16 protein-coding genes are annotated in these 17,405 nt (G+C 64.2%); 5 read left to right on the plus strand and 11 right to left on the minus strand.

Annotation, left to right across the window (positions count from 1 at the left end; translation table 11 throughout):
* Positions 1 to 75 precede the first annotated feature (75 nt).
* From P9236_RS00370 to P9236_RS00385, 4 genes are all read left to right on the plus strand, one after another.
* Complete coding sequence (locus tag P9236_RS00370; RefSeq protein ID WP_278072627.1) at positions 76 to 2,199, plus strand: SMP-30/gluconolactonase/LRE family protein; 2,124 nt, start codon at positions 76 to 78, stop codon at positions 2,197 to 2,199.
* Positions 2,196 to 3,251: a hypothetical protein gene (locus P9236_RS00375; RefSeq protein ID WP_278072628.1), complete on the plus strand. Its 1,056-nt coding sequence runs from the start codon at positions 2,196 to 2,198 to the stop codon at positions 3,249 to 3,251. The genes P9236_RS00370 and P9236_RS00375 overlap by 4 nt, the downstream gene beginning before the upstream one ends.
* Complete coding sequence (locus tag P9236_RS00380) at positions 3,251 to 4,747, plus strand: sugar ABC transporter ATP-binding protein (protein WP_278072629.1); 1,497 nt, start codon at positions 3,251 to 3,253, stop codon at positions 4,745 to 4,747. Before P9236_RS00375 ends, P9236_RS00380 begins: the two co-directional genes overlap by 1 nt.
* Positions 4,748 to 4,988: 241 nt before the next feature.
* Positions 4,989 to 5,396, plus strand: a complete 408-nt coding sequence (locus P9236_RS00385; protein WP_278072630.1) for a carboxymuconolactone decarboxylase family protein — start codon at positions 4,989 to 4,991, stop codon at positions 5,394 to 5,396.
* Positions 5,397 to 5,555: 159 nt separating this feature from the next.
* On the opposite strand, the gene P9236_RS00390 is transcribed toward P9236_RS00385, so the two are convergent.
* From P9236_RS00390 to P9236_RS00440, 11 genes are all read right to left on the minus strand, one after another.
* A complete protein-coding gene (locus P9236_RS00390) occupies positions 5,556 to 6,443 on the minus strand; it encodes an amidohydrolase (RefSeq protein ID WP_278072631.1) in 888 nt (295 codons plus the stop codon).
* A complete protein-coding gene (locus P9236_RS00395; protein WP_278072632.1) occupies positions 6,443 to 7,579 on the minus strand; it encodes a VWA domain-containing protein in 1,137 nt (378 codons plus the stop codon). The genes P9236_RS00390 and P9236_RS00395 overlap by 1 nt, the downstream gene beginning before the upstream one ends.
* Before the next feature lie 226 nt (positions 7,580 to 7,805).
* On the minus strand, positions 7,806 to 8,687 hold the full coding sequence (locus P9236_RS00400; RefSeq protein ID WP_278072633.1) for a MoxR family ATPase: 882 nt from the start codon (positions 8,685 to 8,687) through the stop codon (positions 7,806 to 7,808).
* A 7-nt stretch (positions 8,688 to 8,694) separates the two neighbouring features.
* Entirely contained in the window at positions 8,695 to 9,699 is a 1,005-nt protein-coding gene (locus tag P9236_RS00405; protein WP_278072634.1) for a molybdopterin cofactor-binding domain-containing protein, read from the minus strand.
* Between the two features lies 1 nt (position 9,700).
* Positions 9,701 to 11,068 carry a xanthine dehydrogenase family protein molybdopterin-binding subunit gene (locus tag P9236_RS00410; protein WP_278072635.1) on the minus strand — a complete coding sequence of 456 codons (1,368 nt, stop codon included), beginning with the start codon at positions 11,066 to 11,068 and terminating at the stop codon, positions 9,701 to 9,703.
* A 9-nt stretch (positions 11,069 to 11,077) separates the two neighbouring features.
* Positions 11,078 to 11,560 carry a (2Fe-2S)-binding protein gene (locus P9236_RS00415; protein WP_278072636.1) on the minus strand — a complete coding sequence of 161 codons (483 nt, stop codon included), beginning with the start codon at positions 11,558 to 11,560 and terminating at the stop codon, positions 11,078 to 11,080.
* A 112-nt stretch (positions 11,561 to 11,672) separates the two neighbouring features.
* A complete protein-coding gene (locus P9236_RS00420) occupies positions 11,673 to 12,467 on the minus strand; it encodes an FAD binding domain-containing protein (protein ID WP_278072637.1) in 795 nt (264 codons plus the stop codon).
* Between the two features lie 15 nt (positions 12,468 to 12,482).
* Positions 12,483 to 12,926: an SRPBCC family protein gene (locus P9236_RS00425; protein ID WP_278072638.1), complete on the minus strand. Its 444-nt coding sequence runs from the start codon at positions 12,924 to 12,926 to the stop codon at positions 12,483 to 12,485.
* A 114-nt stretch (positions 12,927 to 13,040) separates the two neighbouring features.
* Positions 13,041 to 13,868, minus strand: coding sequence for an AraC family transcriptional regulator (locus tag P9236_RS00430; protein ID WP_278072639.1), 828 nt, complete (start codon positions 13,866 to 13,868; stop codon positions 13,041 to 13,043).
* A 189-nt stretch (positions 13,869 to 14,057) separates the two neighbouring features.
* Positions 14,058 to 15,056, minus strand: coding sequence for an ABC transporter permease (locus P9236_RS00435; RefSeq protein ID WP_278072640.1), 999 nt, complete (start codon positions 15,054 to 15,056; stop codon positions 14,058 to 14,060).
* Positions 15,057 to 15,116: 60 nt separating this feature from the next.
* Positions 15,117 to 15,860: an ATP-binding cassette domain-containing protein gene (locus tag P9236_RS00440; protein WP_278072641.1), complete on the minus strand. Its 744-nt coding sequence runs from the start codon at positions 15,858 to 15,860 to the stop codon at positions 15,117 to 15,119.
* Positions 15,861 to 16,316: 456 nt separating this feature from the next.
* Between P9236_RS00440 and P9236_RS00445 the strand changes: the two genes are divergently transcribed.
* Positions 16,317 to 17,306 carry a sugar-binding protein gene (locus P9236_RS00445; protein WP_278072642.1) on the plus strand — a complete coding sequence of 330 codons (990 nt, stop codon included), beginning with the start codon at positions 16,317 to 16,319 and terminating at the stop codon, positions 17,304 to 17,306.
* Positions 17,307 to 17,405: the final 99 nt, after the last annotated feature.

Raw genomic sequence — 17,405 nt, forward strand, 5'->3', positions numbered from 1 at the left:
AGCCGCTGACCAAGCATCCCGCGAGGTGGCCAGACGTTCCGGCCACCTCCTTCTCTTGATCGACAGCAGCAGCCGATGAATTTTCGCGAACGCCTCCAGGCCTGGCGCTACAATCTCGTGCCCGATCATCTGATCGGCGAGATCCTGACCAAGCGCTGGACCGACAACGCCATACCCTTCCTGGCGCTGGTGGCGACGCTCGGCGTGTTCGGCTCGATCATTCCCGGATTCTTCAAACCCAGTTCGCTGCAGGAATCGACACGCCAGCTCGGCGAGTTTTCCCTGGTCGTCGTCGGCATGACCGTGGTGATGCTGGGCGGCGGCATCGATCTTTCGGTGGGCTCGATCTTCGCGCTGTCCTGTTTTTCCGCCGTCTATGTCTTCTTCATCCTCGAACAGTCGGTCTGGCTGGCGCTGGTCGCGGCGCTCGCCACCGGGCTCATTTTCGGCGCCATCAACGGTTACCTCGTGGGCTATCTGAGGCTGCGCGCCTTCCTCACCACGCTGGTCACCTTCATCTTCGGGCGAGCGCTGTTCGACATCCTGGTCAGCACCTATGCCGCGGACGTGCAGCTTTCCCAAGCCTCCTCCGATGTACTCGACTTCATCGGCGACGGCACATTCTGGGGGCTCTCGGTATCGGTGTGGCTGGCGATCATCCTTGCCGTCATCACCCATATCGCACTGACGCGTTCACGACCCGGATGGCATGTGCTGGCGGTGGGTGGCTCGCGCCGCTCGGCCCACAATGCCGGCATCCGCGTGCGCCGCACCGTCTTCATGACCTATGTCTTTTCGGGCTTCTGCTGCTCGATCGGCGGCTTCCTCATCGCATGCCGCCTGAGCGGCGCCGGGCCGGGGACCGGACTCAACCTGGAAATCATGGCGCTGACGGCGGCGGTGGTCGGCGGCGTCAGCCTCGGCGGCGGCCGCGGCTCGGTGGTCAAGGGCCTGATGGGCGCGATCATCGTGCTGACCATGACCAACGGCCTGATCCGGTTGGGCTACGGTACCGGCACCAACCAGATGGTGCTGGGCATCCTTTTGGCGGTCGCCGTCACCATCGACATCCGCTGGCTGAAGAACCGCCACAAGGTGCTGAACGAGGTCTATGTCGCGCCTGTCTATCTCAGGATGGGTGAGACACAATCGGCGGCACCCGGCTCCGGCACGCCCTACGAACTCGACAACCGTCTGTCGGGGGCCGACCATATCGGGCTTGGGGAGCTGGAAGGACCGGAGGACGTCATCCTCGACCGTGACGACCATCTTTACTGCGGCACGCGACATGGCGAGATCGTCCGCTTCTTCGCGCCCGACTACAAGCGTTCCGAGGTCTTCGCCCATATCGGCGGGTTCCCGCTCGGACTTGCTTTCGACAAATCAGGCAACCTGATCAGCTGCGTCGGCGCGATGGGGCTCTACTCCGTCTCGCCCGAGCGCGAGGTGAAACGGCTCTCGGCCGAGACGGGGCGATCCTGGACCTCGATCGTCGACGATGCGCGGCTGCGCGATCCGAACGATTGCGACGTCGCTCCAGACGGCCGCATCTATTTCACCGACTCGACCAAGCGCTATGACGCGCATGATTGGGCGCTGGACTCGATCGAGAACCGAGCCACGGGACGCCTGCTGGTCTATGACCCGACGGACGGATCGACCAAGACGCTGCTCGACGGCTACCGTTACACGAACGGCGTCTGCATCGCGCATGACGGCAAATCGCTGTTCTTCGCCGAGAGCTGGGCCTGCCGTGTGCACCGCTACTGGCTGGAGGGGCCGAAGGCCGGCACCGCCGAATGCGTCATCCGCGACATGCCGGGCTACCCCGACAATATCAACCGCGCCTCCGACGGCAATTACTGGATGGCCTGGCTCGGGATGCGCACGCCGAGCTTCGACCTGTCGCTGCGCCATCCCGACATGCGCAAGCGCATGACGCGGCGCCTGCCGCAGGACGAATGGCTGTTTCCAAACATCAACACCGGCGGCGTGGTGAAGTTCAACGAGAAGGGCGGCATCGTCGAGACGCTTGGGGATCTCTCCGGCGCCGCCCATCCGATGGTCACCTCGATGCGCGAGCACAAGGGCTATCTGTTCGTCGGCGGCATCCTCAACAATCGCGTCGGCCGTTACAGGATCGAAGGCGCCGACCCCAGCTGGACCGGCCCTGCCTCCTATTGGGGGACAAAACCATGATCCTCGATCCGGTGCTCGACATCTTCCGAGGCAAGGCGGTGACGATCCCGCCGCTCGACGGCGCCTTCCGGCCCAATACCAGGCTCGACGACGTGCCGGCCTTCACCGAACTGACGGAGGCCGACAATCTGCTCGTCGCCGACGACAGACTGCTCGCCTCCAGCGGCAATGCCATGTTCGCGATTGCTTCCAGCGGAGAGCTCTCCGTCGTCGAGACCTTTCCAGCGACAGTCACGGCACTCGCCACGTCGCCCGCCGGGGAGCTGACGGTCGGGCTCGAGACCGGCAAGCTGCTGATTGCCGGCAAGGAGGCTTTGCTGCCTGCCGAAGTCCGCTGCATCACGGTGCTTGCCTATGCAAGGGACGGCTCGCTGTGGCTGGCCAACGGCTCGTCCCGCCATGCGTCTTCGCAATGGGCCGCCGACCTGATGGAGCATGGGGCGTCCGGCTCGCTGTGGAAACGGGACGCGAGCGGCTCGGCGTTTCGCAAGATCGCCGGCGACATCGCCTTTCCCTATGGACTCCATCCGATCGGCGGCGACGTGCTGGTCAGCGAAAGCTGGCGCCACCAGCTGGTCCGTTTCGACGGTTCGAGCGGAAGCCGATCGACGGTGCTGGCGCATTTGCCTGGCTATCCTGCGCGGCTGTCGCCGTCCGGCGACGGTGGCGCCTGGCTGGCGCTGTTCGCGCCGCGCAACCGGCTGATCGAATTCGTTCTGCAGGAAAAACGTTACCGCGAGGAGATGATCGGACAGGTGCCGCCGGCCTACTGGATCGCACCGGCGCTCGCCTCCAACCGCAGCTTCCTCGAACCGCTGCAATGCGGCGGTATCCGCACGATGGGAATCCACAAGCCCTGGTCGCCCAGCCGCTCCTATGGGCTGGTGGCGAAGCTCGACAAGAATCTGCAGCCGCTGTTCAGCCTGCACAGCCGCGCCAACGGCACGCGCCACGGCATCTGCAGCGTGGCGGAAAAGGACGGCCGCCTGTTCGTCGCCTCCAAGGGTGGCGATTGTGTGCTGGCGCTCGAAGCGCTCGCAGGAGGTTTGTGATGGACCCGATCGTGCGGCTGGAGAACGTCACCAAGACCTATCGCGGCGTGCCGGCGGTGAAGAACGTCAGCTTCGATCTCAGGAAAGGCGAGATCCACGCGCTGCTCGGCGAGAACGGCGCCGGCAAGTCGACGCTGACCAAGATCATTGCCGGTGTGGTCGACGCGACCTCGGGCAAGATGTTCCACAAGGGCGTCGAGACCGCCTATGCCTCGCCGCATGCCGCGCTCGGAGCCGGCATCGCCATGGTGTTCCAGGAAACCAGCCTGGTGCCGTCGATGACGGTGGCGCAGAACCTCTATCTCGGCACGGAAAAGTTTCTCAATCGGCTGCGTGGCACCTACATTTCGGCGCAGCAGTTCCTGCAGTCCTTGAACTTCCCCGTCGATCCGAACGCCATGGTGGCCACACTTGGCGCCGCCAAGCGGCAGATGGTGGAGATCGCGCGCGCCGTCCACCACAATGCCGAGATCATCATCTTCGACGAGCCGACCGCGACACTGACGCCGGAGGAGAAGCGCCACTTCTTCGCGCTGATCCGCCGGCTGAAGGCGCGCGGCGTCTCCATCGTCTTCATCAGCCACGCACTGGAAGAGGCGCTGATGATCGCCGACCGCATCACCATCCTGCGCGACGGCGAACTGGTGATCACCGACGACACTGCCGCCTTCGACCGCGACAGGATCGTCGCCGCCATGGTCGGGCGCTCGCTGACGGGGCAGATCTACCGCCAGCGCGACGAGGCGAAGCTGCGCAAGGCGGGCCGAAAGGTGCTGTCCGTGCAGGACATTTCGATGGGCAACATCGTGCGCAACAATTCCTTCTCGATCTTCGAGGGGCAGATCACCGGCGTGTTCGGGCTGATCGGGTCCGGCCGCACCGAGACCTTCAAGATCGTGTCGGGCATCTACAAGCGCGATTTCCTGCGCGGCGGCGCGATCGAGCTCGACGACAGGCCCGTGCGCTATCTGGTGCCGGCCGAAGCGGTCGCCGACGGCATCGTCTACGTCACCGAGGACCGCAAGAGCGAAGGCATTTTCGAGACCATGGGCATTGCCGAGAACCTGTTTGGCGGGCTGTTGGCTGCCGGGCGCGAAAAGGCCTGGGTGATCAATGCGCAGGAGATGCGACAGCTTTCGGCCGAATGGACGAAGACGCTCAACATCCGGGCAATCAACGACAATGCGCGCGTGGTCGAGCTTTCCGGCGGCAACCAGCAGAAAGTCGTGATCGGCAAGGGGCTGGTGCAGAAACCGCGCATCGTCATCCTCGATGAGCCGACGCGCGGCGTCGACGTCGGCGCCATCGCCGAGATCCACCAGATCATCAACCGGCTGGCCGACGAGGGCCTCGCCGTCGTCGTCATCTCGTCCTACCTGCCCGAGATCATGAACCTTTCCGATCGCATCCTGGTCTGCCGCCAGGGCCGCATCGTGGAAGAGTTCTCGCCGGCGGAGGCGACGGAGGAGAAGATCATGTATGCGGCCGTGCATTAGGGTGTTGGCTGGTGGGCACTTCGACAATTGGCCGGGTCGTCCGTCATTTCGTCATCCACGGGCGGAGCAAGGAGCCAAGCGACGCGCAGGCCCTAAAATGACGACGCTGAGGTGCTTCGGCCAACCTCGCGGAAGCGTGTTGTTTCGAGCTAAAAACCGAGTCGGACAAACGGGTTAGCCGTCTATGTGCAGCGCTTGATTCAACAACCTCGCCAATCGATTCAAACGAAAGGACCACGCCATGGCAACCACAAGACTCCTGGGCGATGCCGAGGTGGAGAAGATTCCGGCGGTGAAGGCCGTATTCGACGATATCCGTGCGACACGGAAATCCGACTTCGTCAACAATTTCTGGCGCGGACTGGCCAACGATCCGGCGGCGCTGAAGCGGGTATGGGAGCAACTCAAGGCGGTGATGGTCGTCGATAGCGCCATCGATCCGCTGACCAAGGAGATGATCTATATTGCGGTCTCGACGGCCAATGGCTGTTCCTACTGCATCCACTCGCACACAGCCGCCGCCAGGGCCAAGGGCATGACCGATGCTCAGCACGGCGAGCTGGTGTCGATCATCGGGCTGGCCGGTCAGACCAATCATCTGGTCACGGCGATGCAGATTCCGCTCGATCCACAATTCGAGGTGAAGTGAACTTCCCCTTCTCCCCTTGTGGGAGAAGGTGTCGCCGAAGGCGACGGATGAGGGGTGTTCCAGATGGCACCAGCGTCTCACTCCGCTGGAACACCCTCATCCGTCTCGGCGCTGCGCGCCGATCCACCTTCTCCCACAAGGGGAGAAGGAGAGGGCGCGCTACACCGGCCGATAGACCTTCTCCGCCGTGTTCCAGAAAATATCCGCCTCGGCCTTAGGCCCGTGCCTGGCCACCGCCGCGCGGTGCGCCTTGATCAGCTCGCCGTGGCTGGTCCAGAGCTTCTCGATCGGGAAGTTCGAGCCGAACATCAGGCGATCGCTGCCGAGGATTTCGATCGCGTTGTCGACGATGTAGGCGATGAGTTCCGGGTCGTTGCGGTGCACGAAGGTGCCTAGTCCCGACAGCTTGGCATAGACATTGGGCGCCGCCGAGAGCTTGCGCAGACCTTCCTTCCACGCCTCGGTGATTTCCGGGTCCATCCCAGTCAGCATGCCGGCATGGGTGAGAATGAAGTTCGTTTCCGGGTTTTCGCCGACCAGCGTCAGTCCGTCTTTCATCTGCGCTGGGAAGAGCTGCAGGTCGAAGGACAGGCCATAGTCTTTCAATCGCGCCACATTGGCGCGCACTTTGGGGGCGATCACCTGGTCGGCTGACGAGGCGAAACGGAAGGCGGGTGTCTCATGCCAGTGGAGCTGCATGCGCACGCCGCGCAGCAGAGGATATTTTTTCAACCGATCGATCTGGTGGCGCACGTCATCCACCGTCATGTCGGCATAGCCGACGATGGCGTGCGGCCAGCCGGTTTCTTCCGCGGTCTTCTGCAGGAAGGCGACTTCCTTCTCGAAATCCTCCTTGGCCCAGTTGGTCTGGACATAGACGGCCTTTTCGACACCGGAACCCTTCTGGTCGTCGAGGAATTCCGCGATCGGATAGTCGCGACGGATCGGCTCGTAAGGGCCGAAGATGCGCGGCACCATCGGCCCAACCAGCCAGGGCTGGTCCTTCTGGTGCCAGATGTGGAAATGCGCGTCGATCGCTTTCTGCATCACGATACCCTTTTCCAGATGGTTTCGGCCGCCGGAGCAGGGCGGGCGAGCGACAGGATGAAGTCGGTCAGGCTTCTGACCGACGAGCCGTCGACCAGGTCGTCGAGCAGCGGCAGGATGGCGCGAAGTGCCGCCGTCGCCGGGCGAAAACGCGGGTCGCCGGCGAGCGGCGTCGCCAGCGACAGCCGGAAGGCGCGGGCACTGAGCCGCCGTATCGCGGTTTCGAGGTCGGCATGGTCGCCGCGCTCCAGCGCGTCCGAAAGGATCACCACCGCCGCGCCGCGCGCGAAGGCTGAAAAGCGCGGCACCGAAAGAAGGGCAAGCAAGGTCGGTCCCATGCGGGTGCCCCCGTCCCAGTCGTCGACGAGCGCCGCCGCGCGGGCCAGCGCTTGATCGCGGTCACGGGTGCGCAGCGCCGAGGTGATGCGCGTGAGCCGGGTGCCGAAGGTGAAGACTTCGGCGCGGTCGGCGCCTTGCACCGCGGCGTGCGCCAGCTTCAGATAATCGGCGGTGTGCAGCTTCATCGAGCCGGAGACATCGATGAGCAAGAGCAGCTTGCGCCGCACGGTCTGGCGGCGGCGCAGCAGCGGGGAAGGAATGTCGCCGTCGGCGCTGACAATTTCGCTGAGCGAGCGCCTGAGATCGAGCGTGCCGCGCGAGCGGGTGCGCGCGGTGCGGAAGGACCGGCGCGCGGGCAGGGCGGAAGCGAGCTTGCGGCGGAACGAGCTCAGGCCATCGGCGTCTTGCCGGAAATCGCGGCTGCTCAGTTGTTCGAGCGCCGAGGACAACTCGCCGCCTTTCTCTCTGCGGGTGGCTTGCTGTTCTTCCTCCCGCTTGCCGTGATCATCCTTGATGCGGGTTTCGTCGCCCTCTTCGCCTTCGATCGAAGGCTTGGCATCACCGTAGAAATAGCCGCGGAAATGCGCCTCGAATTCGCCGCGGCGGTCGGGCGAGGGTGCCAATGTCGCAAGGGCTGCTTCGCGGACGTCGTTCATCGAGCGCGGTCCGAGCAGCGTCACCGCCTGCATGAAGCTGGTGACCTGTTCGGGCGCAATGGCGAAGGCGTGGCGGCGCAATAGCCCGGCGAAGCCGAGGAAGGGTTCGGCGGCGCGAGGCAAGCTTTCGCCACGTCTCATTCTTTCGCACCCCCCTCTGTCCTGCCGGACATCTCCCTCGCAAGGGGGAAGATTGGCAGTTTCGACGCCTCGCTCGATCCTGCGACGTTGAAGATTAACGAAAGCCCGCGTGACCTCGGATCTCGCCCCTTGCGGGGGAGATGTCCGGCAGGACAGAGGGGGGTGCTGTCCCGCCAGCGTCGCGCAGTAGCTCCGGAGTATCGCGCCAGCGCGTTGCGATTGCTCATCACGCCAGCGCCTCCTCAACGATGTGGTCCAGCTCCAGCGCGATTGCGGCCATATCCTCCTCATCCTTGATCAGCACGCCGATCGCGCGGCGGAAGGCTTCCGGCCATGGGCTGCCGCCCTTTTCGAGGATGGTGGCGGCATTCGCCCATTCAACGGCCTCGGCAATGCCCGGCGGCTTGGCCAGCGGCCGCGCGCGGATCTCCTGCACGGCATTCGCCACCGCGCGCGCGGTCGCCTCGGCGACATCGCCGGCGCGCAGCATGATGATCTCGGCCTCCCGCGCCGCGTCGGGATAGCCGATCCAGTGATAGACGCAGCGCCGGCGCAGTGCCTCGGCTAGTTCCCGGGTCCGGTTCGAAGTTAGGATGACGATGGGCTGGGTCGCGGCGCGGATCGTGCCGCGCTCCGGAATGCTGATCTGGAAGTCGGAGAGGAATTCCAAGAGCAGCGCTTCGAACTCATGATCGGAACGGTCGATCTCGTCGACCAGAAGCACACGCTGCTCGGGCGCGCGCAGCACCTGCAGCAGCGGCCGCGCGATCAGGAAGCGGTCGTCATAAATGTCGATCTCGTGCTCGCCGGCATGGCGGATGGCGAGCAACTGGCGCTGATAGTTCCACTCGTAGAGAGCGTGCGCGGCGTCGATGCCTTCATAGCATTGCAGCCGCACCAGCTCGCGGCCGAGCAATTCGGCGATCGCCTTTGCGGCTTCAGTCTTGCCGACGCCCGGGGCGCCTTCGAGGAGCAGCGGCTTGCCCAAGCGGATCGCCAGAAAAATCGCGGTCGCAAGGCTGTCGTCGGCCAGATAGCGCCAAGCGGCGAGGCGCGCGGCAATCGCCTCCGGTGAAGCCGCGACCTCCACGGCATCGACGGGAGTCATCTTGCGCTCAGCCCGCGGCCTGCGCCTTCAGCGCGCGCAGGATGCGTTCCGGCGTGATCGGCAAAGTGTCGATGCGCACGCCGACCGCGTCGAAGACGGCATTGGCGACGGCGGGGATCTGCGGGTTGGCGCACATCTCGCCCGGACCCTTGGCGCCGAACGGGCCGTCGGCGGAAGGACGCTCCAGCACGATGATCTCGGTTTCGGCGAGATCGCCGGGGCCAGGCATCAGATACTGGTTGAAGTCGGTGCCGCCATGGTCGCGGCTCGGGTAATAAGGCTCGGTCGTCTCGTAGAGCGCGTGGCTGATGCCCATCCAGGAGCCGCCGACGAGTTGCTGCTCGACCATCTTCGGGTTGAGCGCGCGGCCGATCTCGAAGACGTTTTTCACCGTCAACACCGTCACTTCGCCGGTCTCGTCGTCGACCTCGACCTCGGCCACCGTGCAGGCGTGGGCGTAGCAGGTGGAGGGCTTCATCGCGCCGGTCTCTTTCTCCGGATAAGAGCGCGGGATCAAGAACATGCCGCGGCCGGAGATCGAGCGGCCATGCTTGAAATGCGCCGACAAGGCGACGTCGAAGATCGAGATCGATCTTTGCGGGGCACCCTTGACCAAAATGCTGCCCCGGCCGTCGGTCTCGAGGTCCGAGGCGTTCACTTCCAGCTCTTCCGCCGCCACTTCCAGCATCACCTGGCGGGCTTCCTTGGCGGCCTGGATGACGGCGTTGCCGGCGCGGTGCGTGCCGCGCGAGGCGAAGGTGCCCATGCAATGCGGGCCGGTGTCGGTGTCGGCGGTGTCGATGACGACGCGGTCGGTCGGCACGCCGATCGTCTCGGCGCAGATCTGCGCCATGATCTGCTTCATGCCCTGGCCGAGATCGACGCTGGAAAGCGTGACCATGAAATTGCCGGTCGGCGTCGAATGGACCAGCGCCTGGGTCGGGTCGCCGCCGAGATTCATGCCGGTCGGATAGTTGATCGCGGCGACGCCGCGTCCGCGCCGGATCGCCATCTCACGCTCCCTTCCTGTAGGAGGACATCGCCATGTATTTTTCCGCCACCGGCCAGTTGGCGGCGCGCGAGGCTTCCTGCATGCATTCGATCAGCGCTGCGCCCTCGGTCGGCTGGCGATGCGCCTTCATGTCGCCGTCGCGATAGGCATTGATGAAGCGGAATTCGAGCGGGTCCATGCCGATCAGTCGCGCCAGCTTGTCCATTTGCACCTCCAGCGCGAAGTCGCCGATGGTGACGCCGAAGCCGCGCATGGCGGACGAGGGGGTGCGGTTGGTGTAGACGCAGTAGGTGTCGATCCAGACGTTGGAGATCGTATAGGGCCCGGGATAGTGCGCGGCGCCCTTCTGCGCGCCATAGGGCGAATGGCGCGAGTAGGCGCCGGCATCGGTGTAGCCGGTCACCTTGCGCGCGACGATGCGGCCATCCTTCATGACGCCGTCCTTGATGACGACTTTTTCAGCCGCACGCGGCGAGGAGATCTGCATCTCCTCCTCGCGGCTGTAGATGAAGGAAACCGGGCGTCCGGTAAGCTTGGCGGCGAGGATGGCAATCGGCTCGACGATGACGTCGACCTTGCCGCCGAAGCCGCCGCCGACCGTGCCTCCGACGAAATGCAGCTTCGAGCCCGGCATCTGCAGGATGATCGAGGCATTGTCGAGGGTGAAGAACATTGCCTGCGTGTTGGTGTGGCAGGTGAAGCGGTCGTTGCCTTCGGGCGCCACCACGCAGCCGGTGGTCTCGGTCGGGGCGTGCTCGATCGGCGAGGACTGGTAGGTCTGCTCAAGAATGTGGTCGGCCTGGGCAAAGCCTGCCTCGACATCGCCGAAGCGCACTTTGCGGCACTCGCCGCTGTCATAGAGGTAGTAGTTCTGGCCGTGATATTCGTTGACGACCGGCGCGCCGGGCTTCAGCGCCTCCTCCATGTCGAACACGGCCGGCAGCACCTCGTAGTCGACCTTTACCTTGGACGCGGCTTCCTGCGCCGCGCGCTCGGTCTCGGCCAGCACCGCCGCCACGGCCTCGCCCTTCCAGCGCACCTTGCCGTCGGCAAGCACGCTTTCGTCCTCGGGACCGATCTGGATCAGGATCAGGATGGTGTAGACGTTGTGCGGCACATCCTTGGCGGTTAGCACCCTCACCACGCCCGAGTGCTTTTCGGCTTCGGATGTGTCGATCGAGCGGATGCGGGCATGGTGGTGCGGGCTGCGCACCATCTTCAGATGCAGCATGCCCGGGAAGTTGCGGTCGGCGAAATAGGCGGTCTTGCCGGTGACGTGTCCCGGCGAATCGAGCCGCGGCCGCGGCTGGCCGATCTCGTTGAGGCCGTCCTTGCGAACATCGGCGAAATAGTCCTTGCGCAGTTCCATGGCGATCCCTCAGGCGGCGTTCTGCGAGTCGGCGCGCGCTGCGGTCAGCACCGCCTGGATGATCGGCTCGTAGCCGGTGCAGCGGCAGATATTGCCGGAGAGCGCCTCGACCACGTCCTCACGGCTGGGGTTGGGTGTATGGTCGAGCAGCACCTTGGCGGCCATGATCATGCCCGGCGTGCAAAAACCGCATTGCGTGGCGAAGGCCTCGAGGAAAGCGCGCTGCAGCGGATGCAAGACGCCGCCTTCGGCGAGGCCGGCGGCGGTTTTGATGTCGGCGCCGCTGCAGGTTTCCGCCAGCGTCAGGCAGGAAAGCCTCAATTCGCCGTCGATGATCACGGAGCAGGAGCCGCAGGTGCCTTGGTGGCAGCCGCCTTTCGGCGAGGTATCGCCGATCTTGTCCCGCAGCGCATGGAGCAGCGTCGTGCCGCTCTCGATGAATTCGGCCTTTTCGGAGCCGTTGAGCGTGAACTGAACCGGGACCTTCGCCATTTTTCCTCCTTGCGCGCCTGCCCGGATGACCGGACAGACGCGCGTCCCCACGGACCTATTTTCGTGCTTGTCGTTGTCCCAAAACCGCTGCGCACTTTTTGGGCGACAAGCATTAGCTCAGCAACAGTCGCCCGAGATGGACCGGCAGAACCTCGGCGCGATACCAGGCGCTGGCGATCGGGTCGGTGATCGGTGTGATGCCTTCGCCCGCGGCGGCAAGCGCCGGCGCGATCTCTTCGGGCGTGAGCTTGCAACCGAGCAGCGCATTCTCAGCCGCCTTGGCGCGCATCGGCCGGTCCGCCATGCAGCCAAGCGCGATGCTTGCGGAGGTCACGCTGCCGCCGGCGGCGCGCTGCAGGAGCGCGGCAATGCTCAGCACCGAGATGCCCTTCGGCTTGACCCGCGACACTTTCAGGAAGCGGAAGCTCTCCGCACCAGGCAGGGTAAAAGCAACGGCGGTGACGATGGCGCGGCTGCTATCGCGGCCGGACAGAAAAGTCTCGATCGGCATCTCGCCGTCCTCGGTGACGATGGTGGCGTCCAGCGCCAGCAGCGCCACGGCGAAATCGCCGTAGGGAGCGGGGGCAAACAGATTGCCGCCGACGGTCGCCATGTTGCGGATCGCCGGCCCGCCGATGGCGCGCGCGGCCGGCGCGAGCGCGGCAAGCTCGGGATGGCGAGCGATCGCCACCATGGTGACGGAGGCGCCGAGCTTTACCTTGCCGCCGGAAACGGCGATCCGCGCAAGATCGGGATCGGCGGCGCGCACAAGGTTGGAGACGGAAACGTCGCCCTCGTTGGAGGCGCGAACCACCAGCGTGCCGCCACCGAGATAGCGGGTGCCGGACGCCTGCAGGGCCGCGTTGGCGTCCTTCACCGTCGGAAAAGTCTGCAGCGCAAGCGACATGGGACGCTCCCCGATTTAGCTGTTGCCGGCGAAATGGGTCTTCAGGGCATTGAAGCCGCCCTGGAAGACATTGGCGCCCATGCCTTCGGCCAGCTTGTCGGCTTCATCCGGTGCAGCATCGAAGCTCGCGGTCCATTCGGCATAGGTGCGGTTGCCATCGGTCACGCGCCGCAATTGCAGCGTTGCCTTGTGATTGCTGAGCGGCTGCGGCGTTTCGAGGATCGCGTAGCTGACCAGGAAATTCTCGTCGGAGAAGTCAAGCAGCTTCTCGCGCAGCCGCGCGCCGCTGACCAATTGGAAGTTTCGCACGCAGCCGATCGTCGTGGGGTCCTTGCCGTCCTCGATATGGCTTTCGACCATGCGCGGGTGCCAGCTCGGCAGGCCGTTGAAATCGCGGATGCGCGCCCAGACCTGCTCGATCGGCGCGTCGATGACGCTGGAAATGGTGACTTTCGCCATATGGTCGTTCCCTTGCCAAGATGGGAAGAAGGCTAGGACGGTCAGCCGGATTGCGCTTATCAACGCGTCTTGCGCGCCTATCAATCAGTCTGAAAAATGGCGCGCTTCAGTGGCTCAGCACATCGCCCGGGCCGCTTCGCGATAAAGCGTCGGCGGCACGCCGACGTGGTCGCGGAAAAAGCGTGAGAAATTGCCCTGCGTGGTGAAGCCGAGATTGCAGGCGACCGAGATCAGCGGTTCCTGCGACCACTGCAGCTGGCGCACAGCTTCCTCCATTCGCAGCGTGTTCCAATAGACGTTCGGCGTCAAATTGGTCTGTTCCTTGAACAGCGCGAAGAAATGCGGTCGGGACAGACCGACGCTGCGTGCCACGTCGTCGAAGGAGATGCGCTCGCAGACATTGGCCTTCATCAGCTGGATCGCCTTGCGGACGCGGAAATCGAGCATCGTGTTGACGCGAGCCCGCGCTGCCTGGGGCGCCGAAGCATCGGCCGCATCGAGCACACTGTCGATGAAGCGCTCGATCTCGTAGTTGGCGACATCGTCGATGCTTTCATTGTCGCTCAGATGATCGAGCAGGTTTGCCGCCGCCTGATGCAGCCACGGCTCCAACGTGATTGCCGCCTGCGCGAACAGCGGCGCCGACGAGGGCAGATCACGGCGCCGGCGAGCCCAGTCGGGATCGATGTAGAAGGCGAGGAACAGGCCGGGCCTGCCGTCATGAGAAAGGGCGTGGCTGTGGGGCTGAAACGAGTTGATGCCGGCGGCGGTGGTCGGTCCGAGCCGCACCGTCTCGCGGCCGATCGTCATTTCACCGGCAGTGCCTTCCAGCCAGATGATGAGATGCGCCTCGCCATGGGCATGGGTGACGAAGTCGTTGGCGACATTCAGGACAGAGACATGTCCGAACCGGCCCCAATAGAGCCTGATCGCGTCCGTCATGGGTATACTTCCTCCCGCAGGCGACTGGCCTCCCTTCGCCTGCCGTGGGATTTTGCGGCCGGCCTCCGGCCTCCGTCAAGGCGCGGCGGAACGACGGGTGCTTCGCGTCGTCGGTCCCCGCCGATTTTCAGACTGAACGATAGGAGCGTCCCCTTCTCCGCTTGTTTTGGGAGAAGGGAAGGTTGCGCCTTAGTCGCTGCGCCGGAAGTTGCGGATGCGGTCGAACAGCACGGCGAGGATGATCGCGCCGCCGATGAACGTGCCTTGCCAGAAGGCGTTGATGCCGAGCAGGCCTAGGCTGTTGCGGATTACTTCGATCAGTGCGGCGCCGACGACGGCACCCAGAGCCGTCCCGACGCCGCCGGCGAGGTTGGCGCCGCCGATGACGGTGGCGGCGATTACCTGGAGTTCCATGCCGGTGCCGATATTGGTGGTGACGGCGCCGAGCCAGCCGGTCTGGATGATGCCGGCGAGACCGGCGGAAAGCGCCGAGATCATATAGACCGCGACCTTGATCTGGCGCACCGGAACACCGGTCAGCGTCGCCGCGTGCTCATTGCCGCCGATGGCGAAGATATGCCGGCCGAACTTGGTCCAGCGCAGGGTGAAGCCCGTAAGCAGCGCCAGAAGGATCATGTAGAGCACCGGGTTGGCGATGCCGAACACCCAGGCGCCGCCGCCCAGAGCGAGCAGCTTGTCGTGATCCGGTCCAAATTGGAAAACGACGGTGTTGTTGGAGGCGACCATGGCGAGGCTGCGGGCGACCGAGAGCATGCCGAGCGTCACCACGAAAGGCGGGAAGTCGAGATAGGCGATAAGGACGCCGTTAAAGGCACCGATAATGAGTGCGGTGGCAATCGAGACGCCAATGCCGATGACGATGCCGTAACCGGCATGCATCGTAACGGCAAGCACCATCGAGCACAGGCACAGCACCGAGCCGACCGACAGGTCGATGCCACCGGTGATGATGACGAAGGTCATGCCGAGCGCGATGATTGCAACGAAGGTGACGTTGCGGGTGATGTTGAAGATGTTCTTCGACGTGGCGAAGGAATCCGTGGCAAGGGACAGGAAGAGGCAGGCAAGGACGACCGCGATAACCACCCAGAAGGTCTGGCTGGACAGCATGCGCGACAGGAAGGTGTGCTGCTTCTGCGCGATCGTCTGGTCAAGTGTGACTGCCATTATCGACCCTTCCTGCCAAAGGTGAAGCGCGCCAGTGGCGCGAGTTCCGGATCAGTGCTGTCATGCCACCTGTTCGATGGCCCCGGTGATCAGCCCCGTGACTTCCTCGGGCGAGCTCGAAGCGATTTTCTTGTCGGCGACCTTGCGGCCGCGCCGCATGACGATGACGCGGTCGGCGACGTCGAAAACGTCGGGCATGCGGTGGCTGATCAGCACGACGGCGATGCCCTGATCGCGCAAATGGCGGATCAGGTTCAGCACTTCGGCGACCTGCCGGACCGAGATCGCCGCAGTCGGCTCGTCCATCAGCACGATCTTGGCCTGCGACAGCATGGTGCGGGCGATCGCCACCGCCTGGCGCTGACCGCCCGACATCTGTTTGACGAGGTCTCGCGGCCGCGTCTCGGATTTCAGTTCGGCGAAGAGCTGGCCGGCGCGCCTGTACATCGCGGCATAGTCGAGAATGCGGAGCGGGCCGATGCCGCGGCGGAGTTCCCGGCCGAGATAGACATTGGCGGCGGCCGTCAGATTGTTGCAGAGCGCCAGGTCCTGGTGGACGATCTCTATGCCGTGCTGGCGGGCCTCGGCCGGCTTGTGCAGGATCAACTCCTTGTCGTCCATGCGCATCGTGCCATGGCTTGGGCGAAAGTTGCCGGCGATCATCTTGACCAGCGTCGACTTGCCGGCGCCGTTGTCGCCCATCAGGCCGACGACCTCGCCGGCCTGCAGCGTGAACGAGACGTCGTTCACCGCCTGGATGGCGCCGAAATGCTTCGAGATGTTGGCGAGTTCGAGAACCGACACCAGCCTTAAGCCTCCCCGTTTCCGTTCCACGGGCGCCGTCATCGATGCCGGCGCCGCATGGGCCTCGCACGTCCAACTCCTCCCGAGCGGGTGCGATCAGTGCATTTAGGCAAAAGCCAGCATGGGCGTCAATCAACTGTCGGGCGATTAATTTCGGATCTCGTCGAAAAATCGGTTTTGTAGGACAAATAGGAATTGACGTTGGCTGCGAGCCGTTATTAGTTAGGGTCGGAGGAAGGGCTTGTCCTCGCAAGACCGCCGCCCGATGGAGGCGGTTGGCGGGGTTTGGTCAGGATCCGGCAAGGCCAGCGTTCATCGAGCTGGAAACGGATCGGCAAATGCTTATCGGACCGGTTTAAGACACGAGCATTCAAGGCGATTGCCGTGTCCCTTGCATCCGGGCCGATCGGTGTGGCGGACACGTCGTGTCCGTCTGTTTTCAAGGGAGGAGATGATATGAGGAAATCACTTTTGCTCGCCGCCGTCGCCGCCATGGCGTTGGGCGCCGGGCCGGCTTTGGCCAAGAAACAGCTCGTCATTGTCGTGAAGGGTCTCGACAACCCGTTCTTCGAAGCCATCCACCAGGGGTGCGAGAAATGGAACAAGGAAAACGCCAGTTCCGAATATGAATGCTTCTACACCGGTCCGGCATCGACCTCGGACGAGGCCGGCGAAGCCCAGATCGTGCAGGACATGCTGAGCAAGCCGGATACGGCGGCGATGGCGATCTCGCCGTCCAATGCGCCGCTGATCGCGCAGACGATCAAGAGCGCCAATCCGTCGATCCCGATCATGACGGTCGACGCGGACCTGACCAAGGAAGATGCGGCGCTGCGCAAGACCTATCTCGGCACCGACAACTATCTGATGGGCAAGCGCATCGGCGAATACATCAAGAAGGCCAAGCCGAATGGCGGCACGATCTGCACCATCGAGGGCAATGCCGCGGCCGACAACATCCTGCGCCGCGCGCAGGGCATGCGCGATGCGCTGTCGGGCAAGGAAGGTCTGCCGGCGTTGAAGGGCGAAGGCGGCTGGACCGAAGTGGCCGGCTGCCCGGTGTTCACCAATGACGACGGTGCCAAGGGCGTTCAGGCGATGACCGACATCCTCGCCGCCAATCCGAAGCTCGACGCATTCGGCATCATGGGCGGCTGGCCGCTGTTCGGCGCTCCGCAGCCCTATCGCGACCTGTTCAAGCCGATGGCCGAGAAGATCGCCAAAAACGAGTTCGCCATCGGCGCCGCGGATACCATCGGCGACGAAGTGGCGATCGCCAAGGACGGGCTGGTGACCGCGCTGGTCGGCCAGCGGCCGTTCGAAATGGGCTACAAGGCGCCTTCGGTGATGCTCGACCTCATCGGCGGCAAGAAAGTCGACGATCCGGTCTTCACCGGCCTCGACGAATGCACCAAGGATACGGTCGACACCTGCATCCAGAAGTAAGCTTCGATAGCTGGGGCGCCCCTCGTGGGCGCCCCTTCACCCTTTTTCCGCTTGGACCATGAACGCGGCCTTTGCCTCCGGTAACAGGCGAGGGCCTTC

The sequence above is a fragment of the Mesorhizobium sp. WSM4884 genome, from assembly GCF_029625675.1.
In the GTDB taxonomy this organism is placed as follows: Bacteria; Pseudomonadota; Alphaproteobacteria; order Rhizobiales; family Rhizobiaceae; genus Mesorhizobium.

Bases quoted from the DNA above. Each gene is read 5' to 3' on its own strand.
- P9236_RS00410 (WP_278072635.1), bottom strand. From the start codon at position 11,068: ATGGAACTGCGCAAGGACTATTTCGCCGATGTTCGCAAGGACGGCCTC.
- P9236_RS00435 (WP_278072640.1), bottom strand. From the start codon at position 15,056: ATGGCAGTCACACTTGACCAGACGATCGCGCAGAAGCAGCACACCTTC.
- P9236_RS00430 (WP_278072639.1), bottom strand. From the start codon at position 13,868: ATGACGGACGCGATCAGGCTCTATTGGGGCCGGTTCGGACATGTCTCT.
- P9236_RS00375 (WP_278072628.1), top strand. From the start codon at position 2,196: ATGATCCTCGATCCGGTGCTCGACATCTTCCGAGGCAAGGCGGTGACG.
- P9236_RS00415 (WP_278072636.1), bottom strand. From the start codon at position 11,560: ATGGCGAAGGTCCCGGTTCAGTTCACGCTCAACGGCTCCGAAAAGGCC.
- P9236_RS00405 (WP_278072634.1), bottom strand. From the start codon at position 9,699: ATGGCGATCCGGCGCGGACGCGGCGTCGCCGCGATCAACTATCCGACC.
- P9236_RS00370 (WP_278072627.1), top strand. From the start codon at position 76: ATGAATTTTCGCGAACGCCTCCAGGCCTGGCGCTACAATCTCGTGCCC.
- P9236_RS00385 (WP_278072630.1), top strand. From the start codon at position 4,989: ATGGCAACCACAAGACTCCTGGGCGATGCCGAGGTGGAGAAGATTCCG.
- P9236_RS00390 (WP_278072631.1), bottom strand. From the start codon at position 6,443: ATGCAGAAAGCGATCGACGCGCATTTCCACATCTGGCACCAGAAGGAC.
- P9236_RS00380 (WP_278072629.1), top strand. From the start codon at position 3,251: ATGGACCCGATCGTGCGGCTGGAGAACGTCACCAAGACCTATCGCGGC.
- P9236_RS00395 (WP_278072632.1), bottom strand. From the start codon at position 7,579: ATGAGACGTGGCGAAAGCTTGCCTCGCGCCGCCGAACCCTTCCTCGGC.
- P9236_RS00420 (WP_278072637.1), bottom strand. From the start codon at position 12,467: ATGTCGCTTGCGCTGCAGACTTTTCCGACGGTGAAGGACGCCAACGCG.
- P9236_RS00425 (WP_278072638.1), bottom strand. From the start codon at position 12,926: ATGGCGAAAGTCACCATTTCCAGCGTCATCGACGCGCCGATCGAGCAG.
- P9236_RS00400 (WP_278072633.1), bottom strand. From the start codon at position 8,687: ATGACTCCCGTCGATGCCGTGGAGGTCGCGGCTTCACCGGAGGCGATT.
- P9236_RS00445 (WP_278072642.1), top strand. From the start codon at position 16,317: ATGAGGAAATCACTTTTGCTCGCCGCCGTCGCCGCCATGGCGTTGGGC.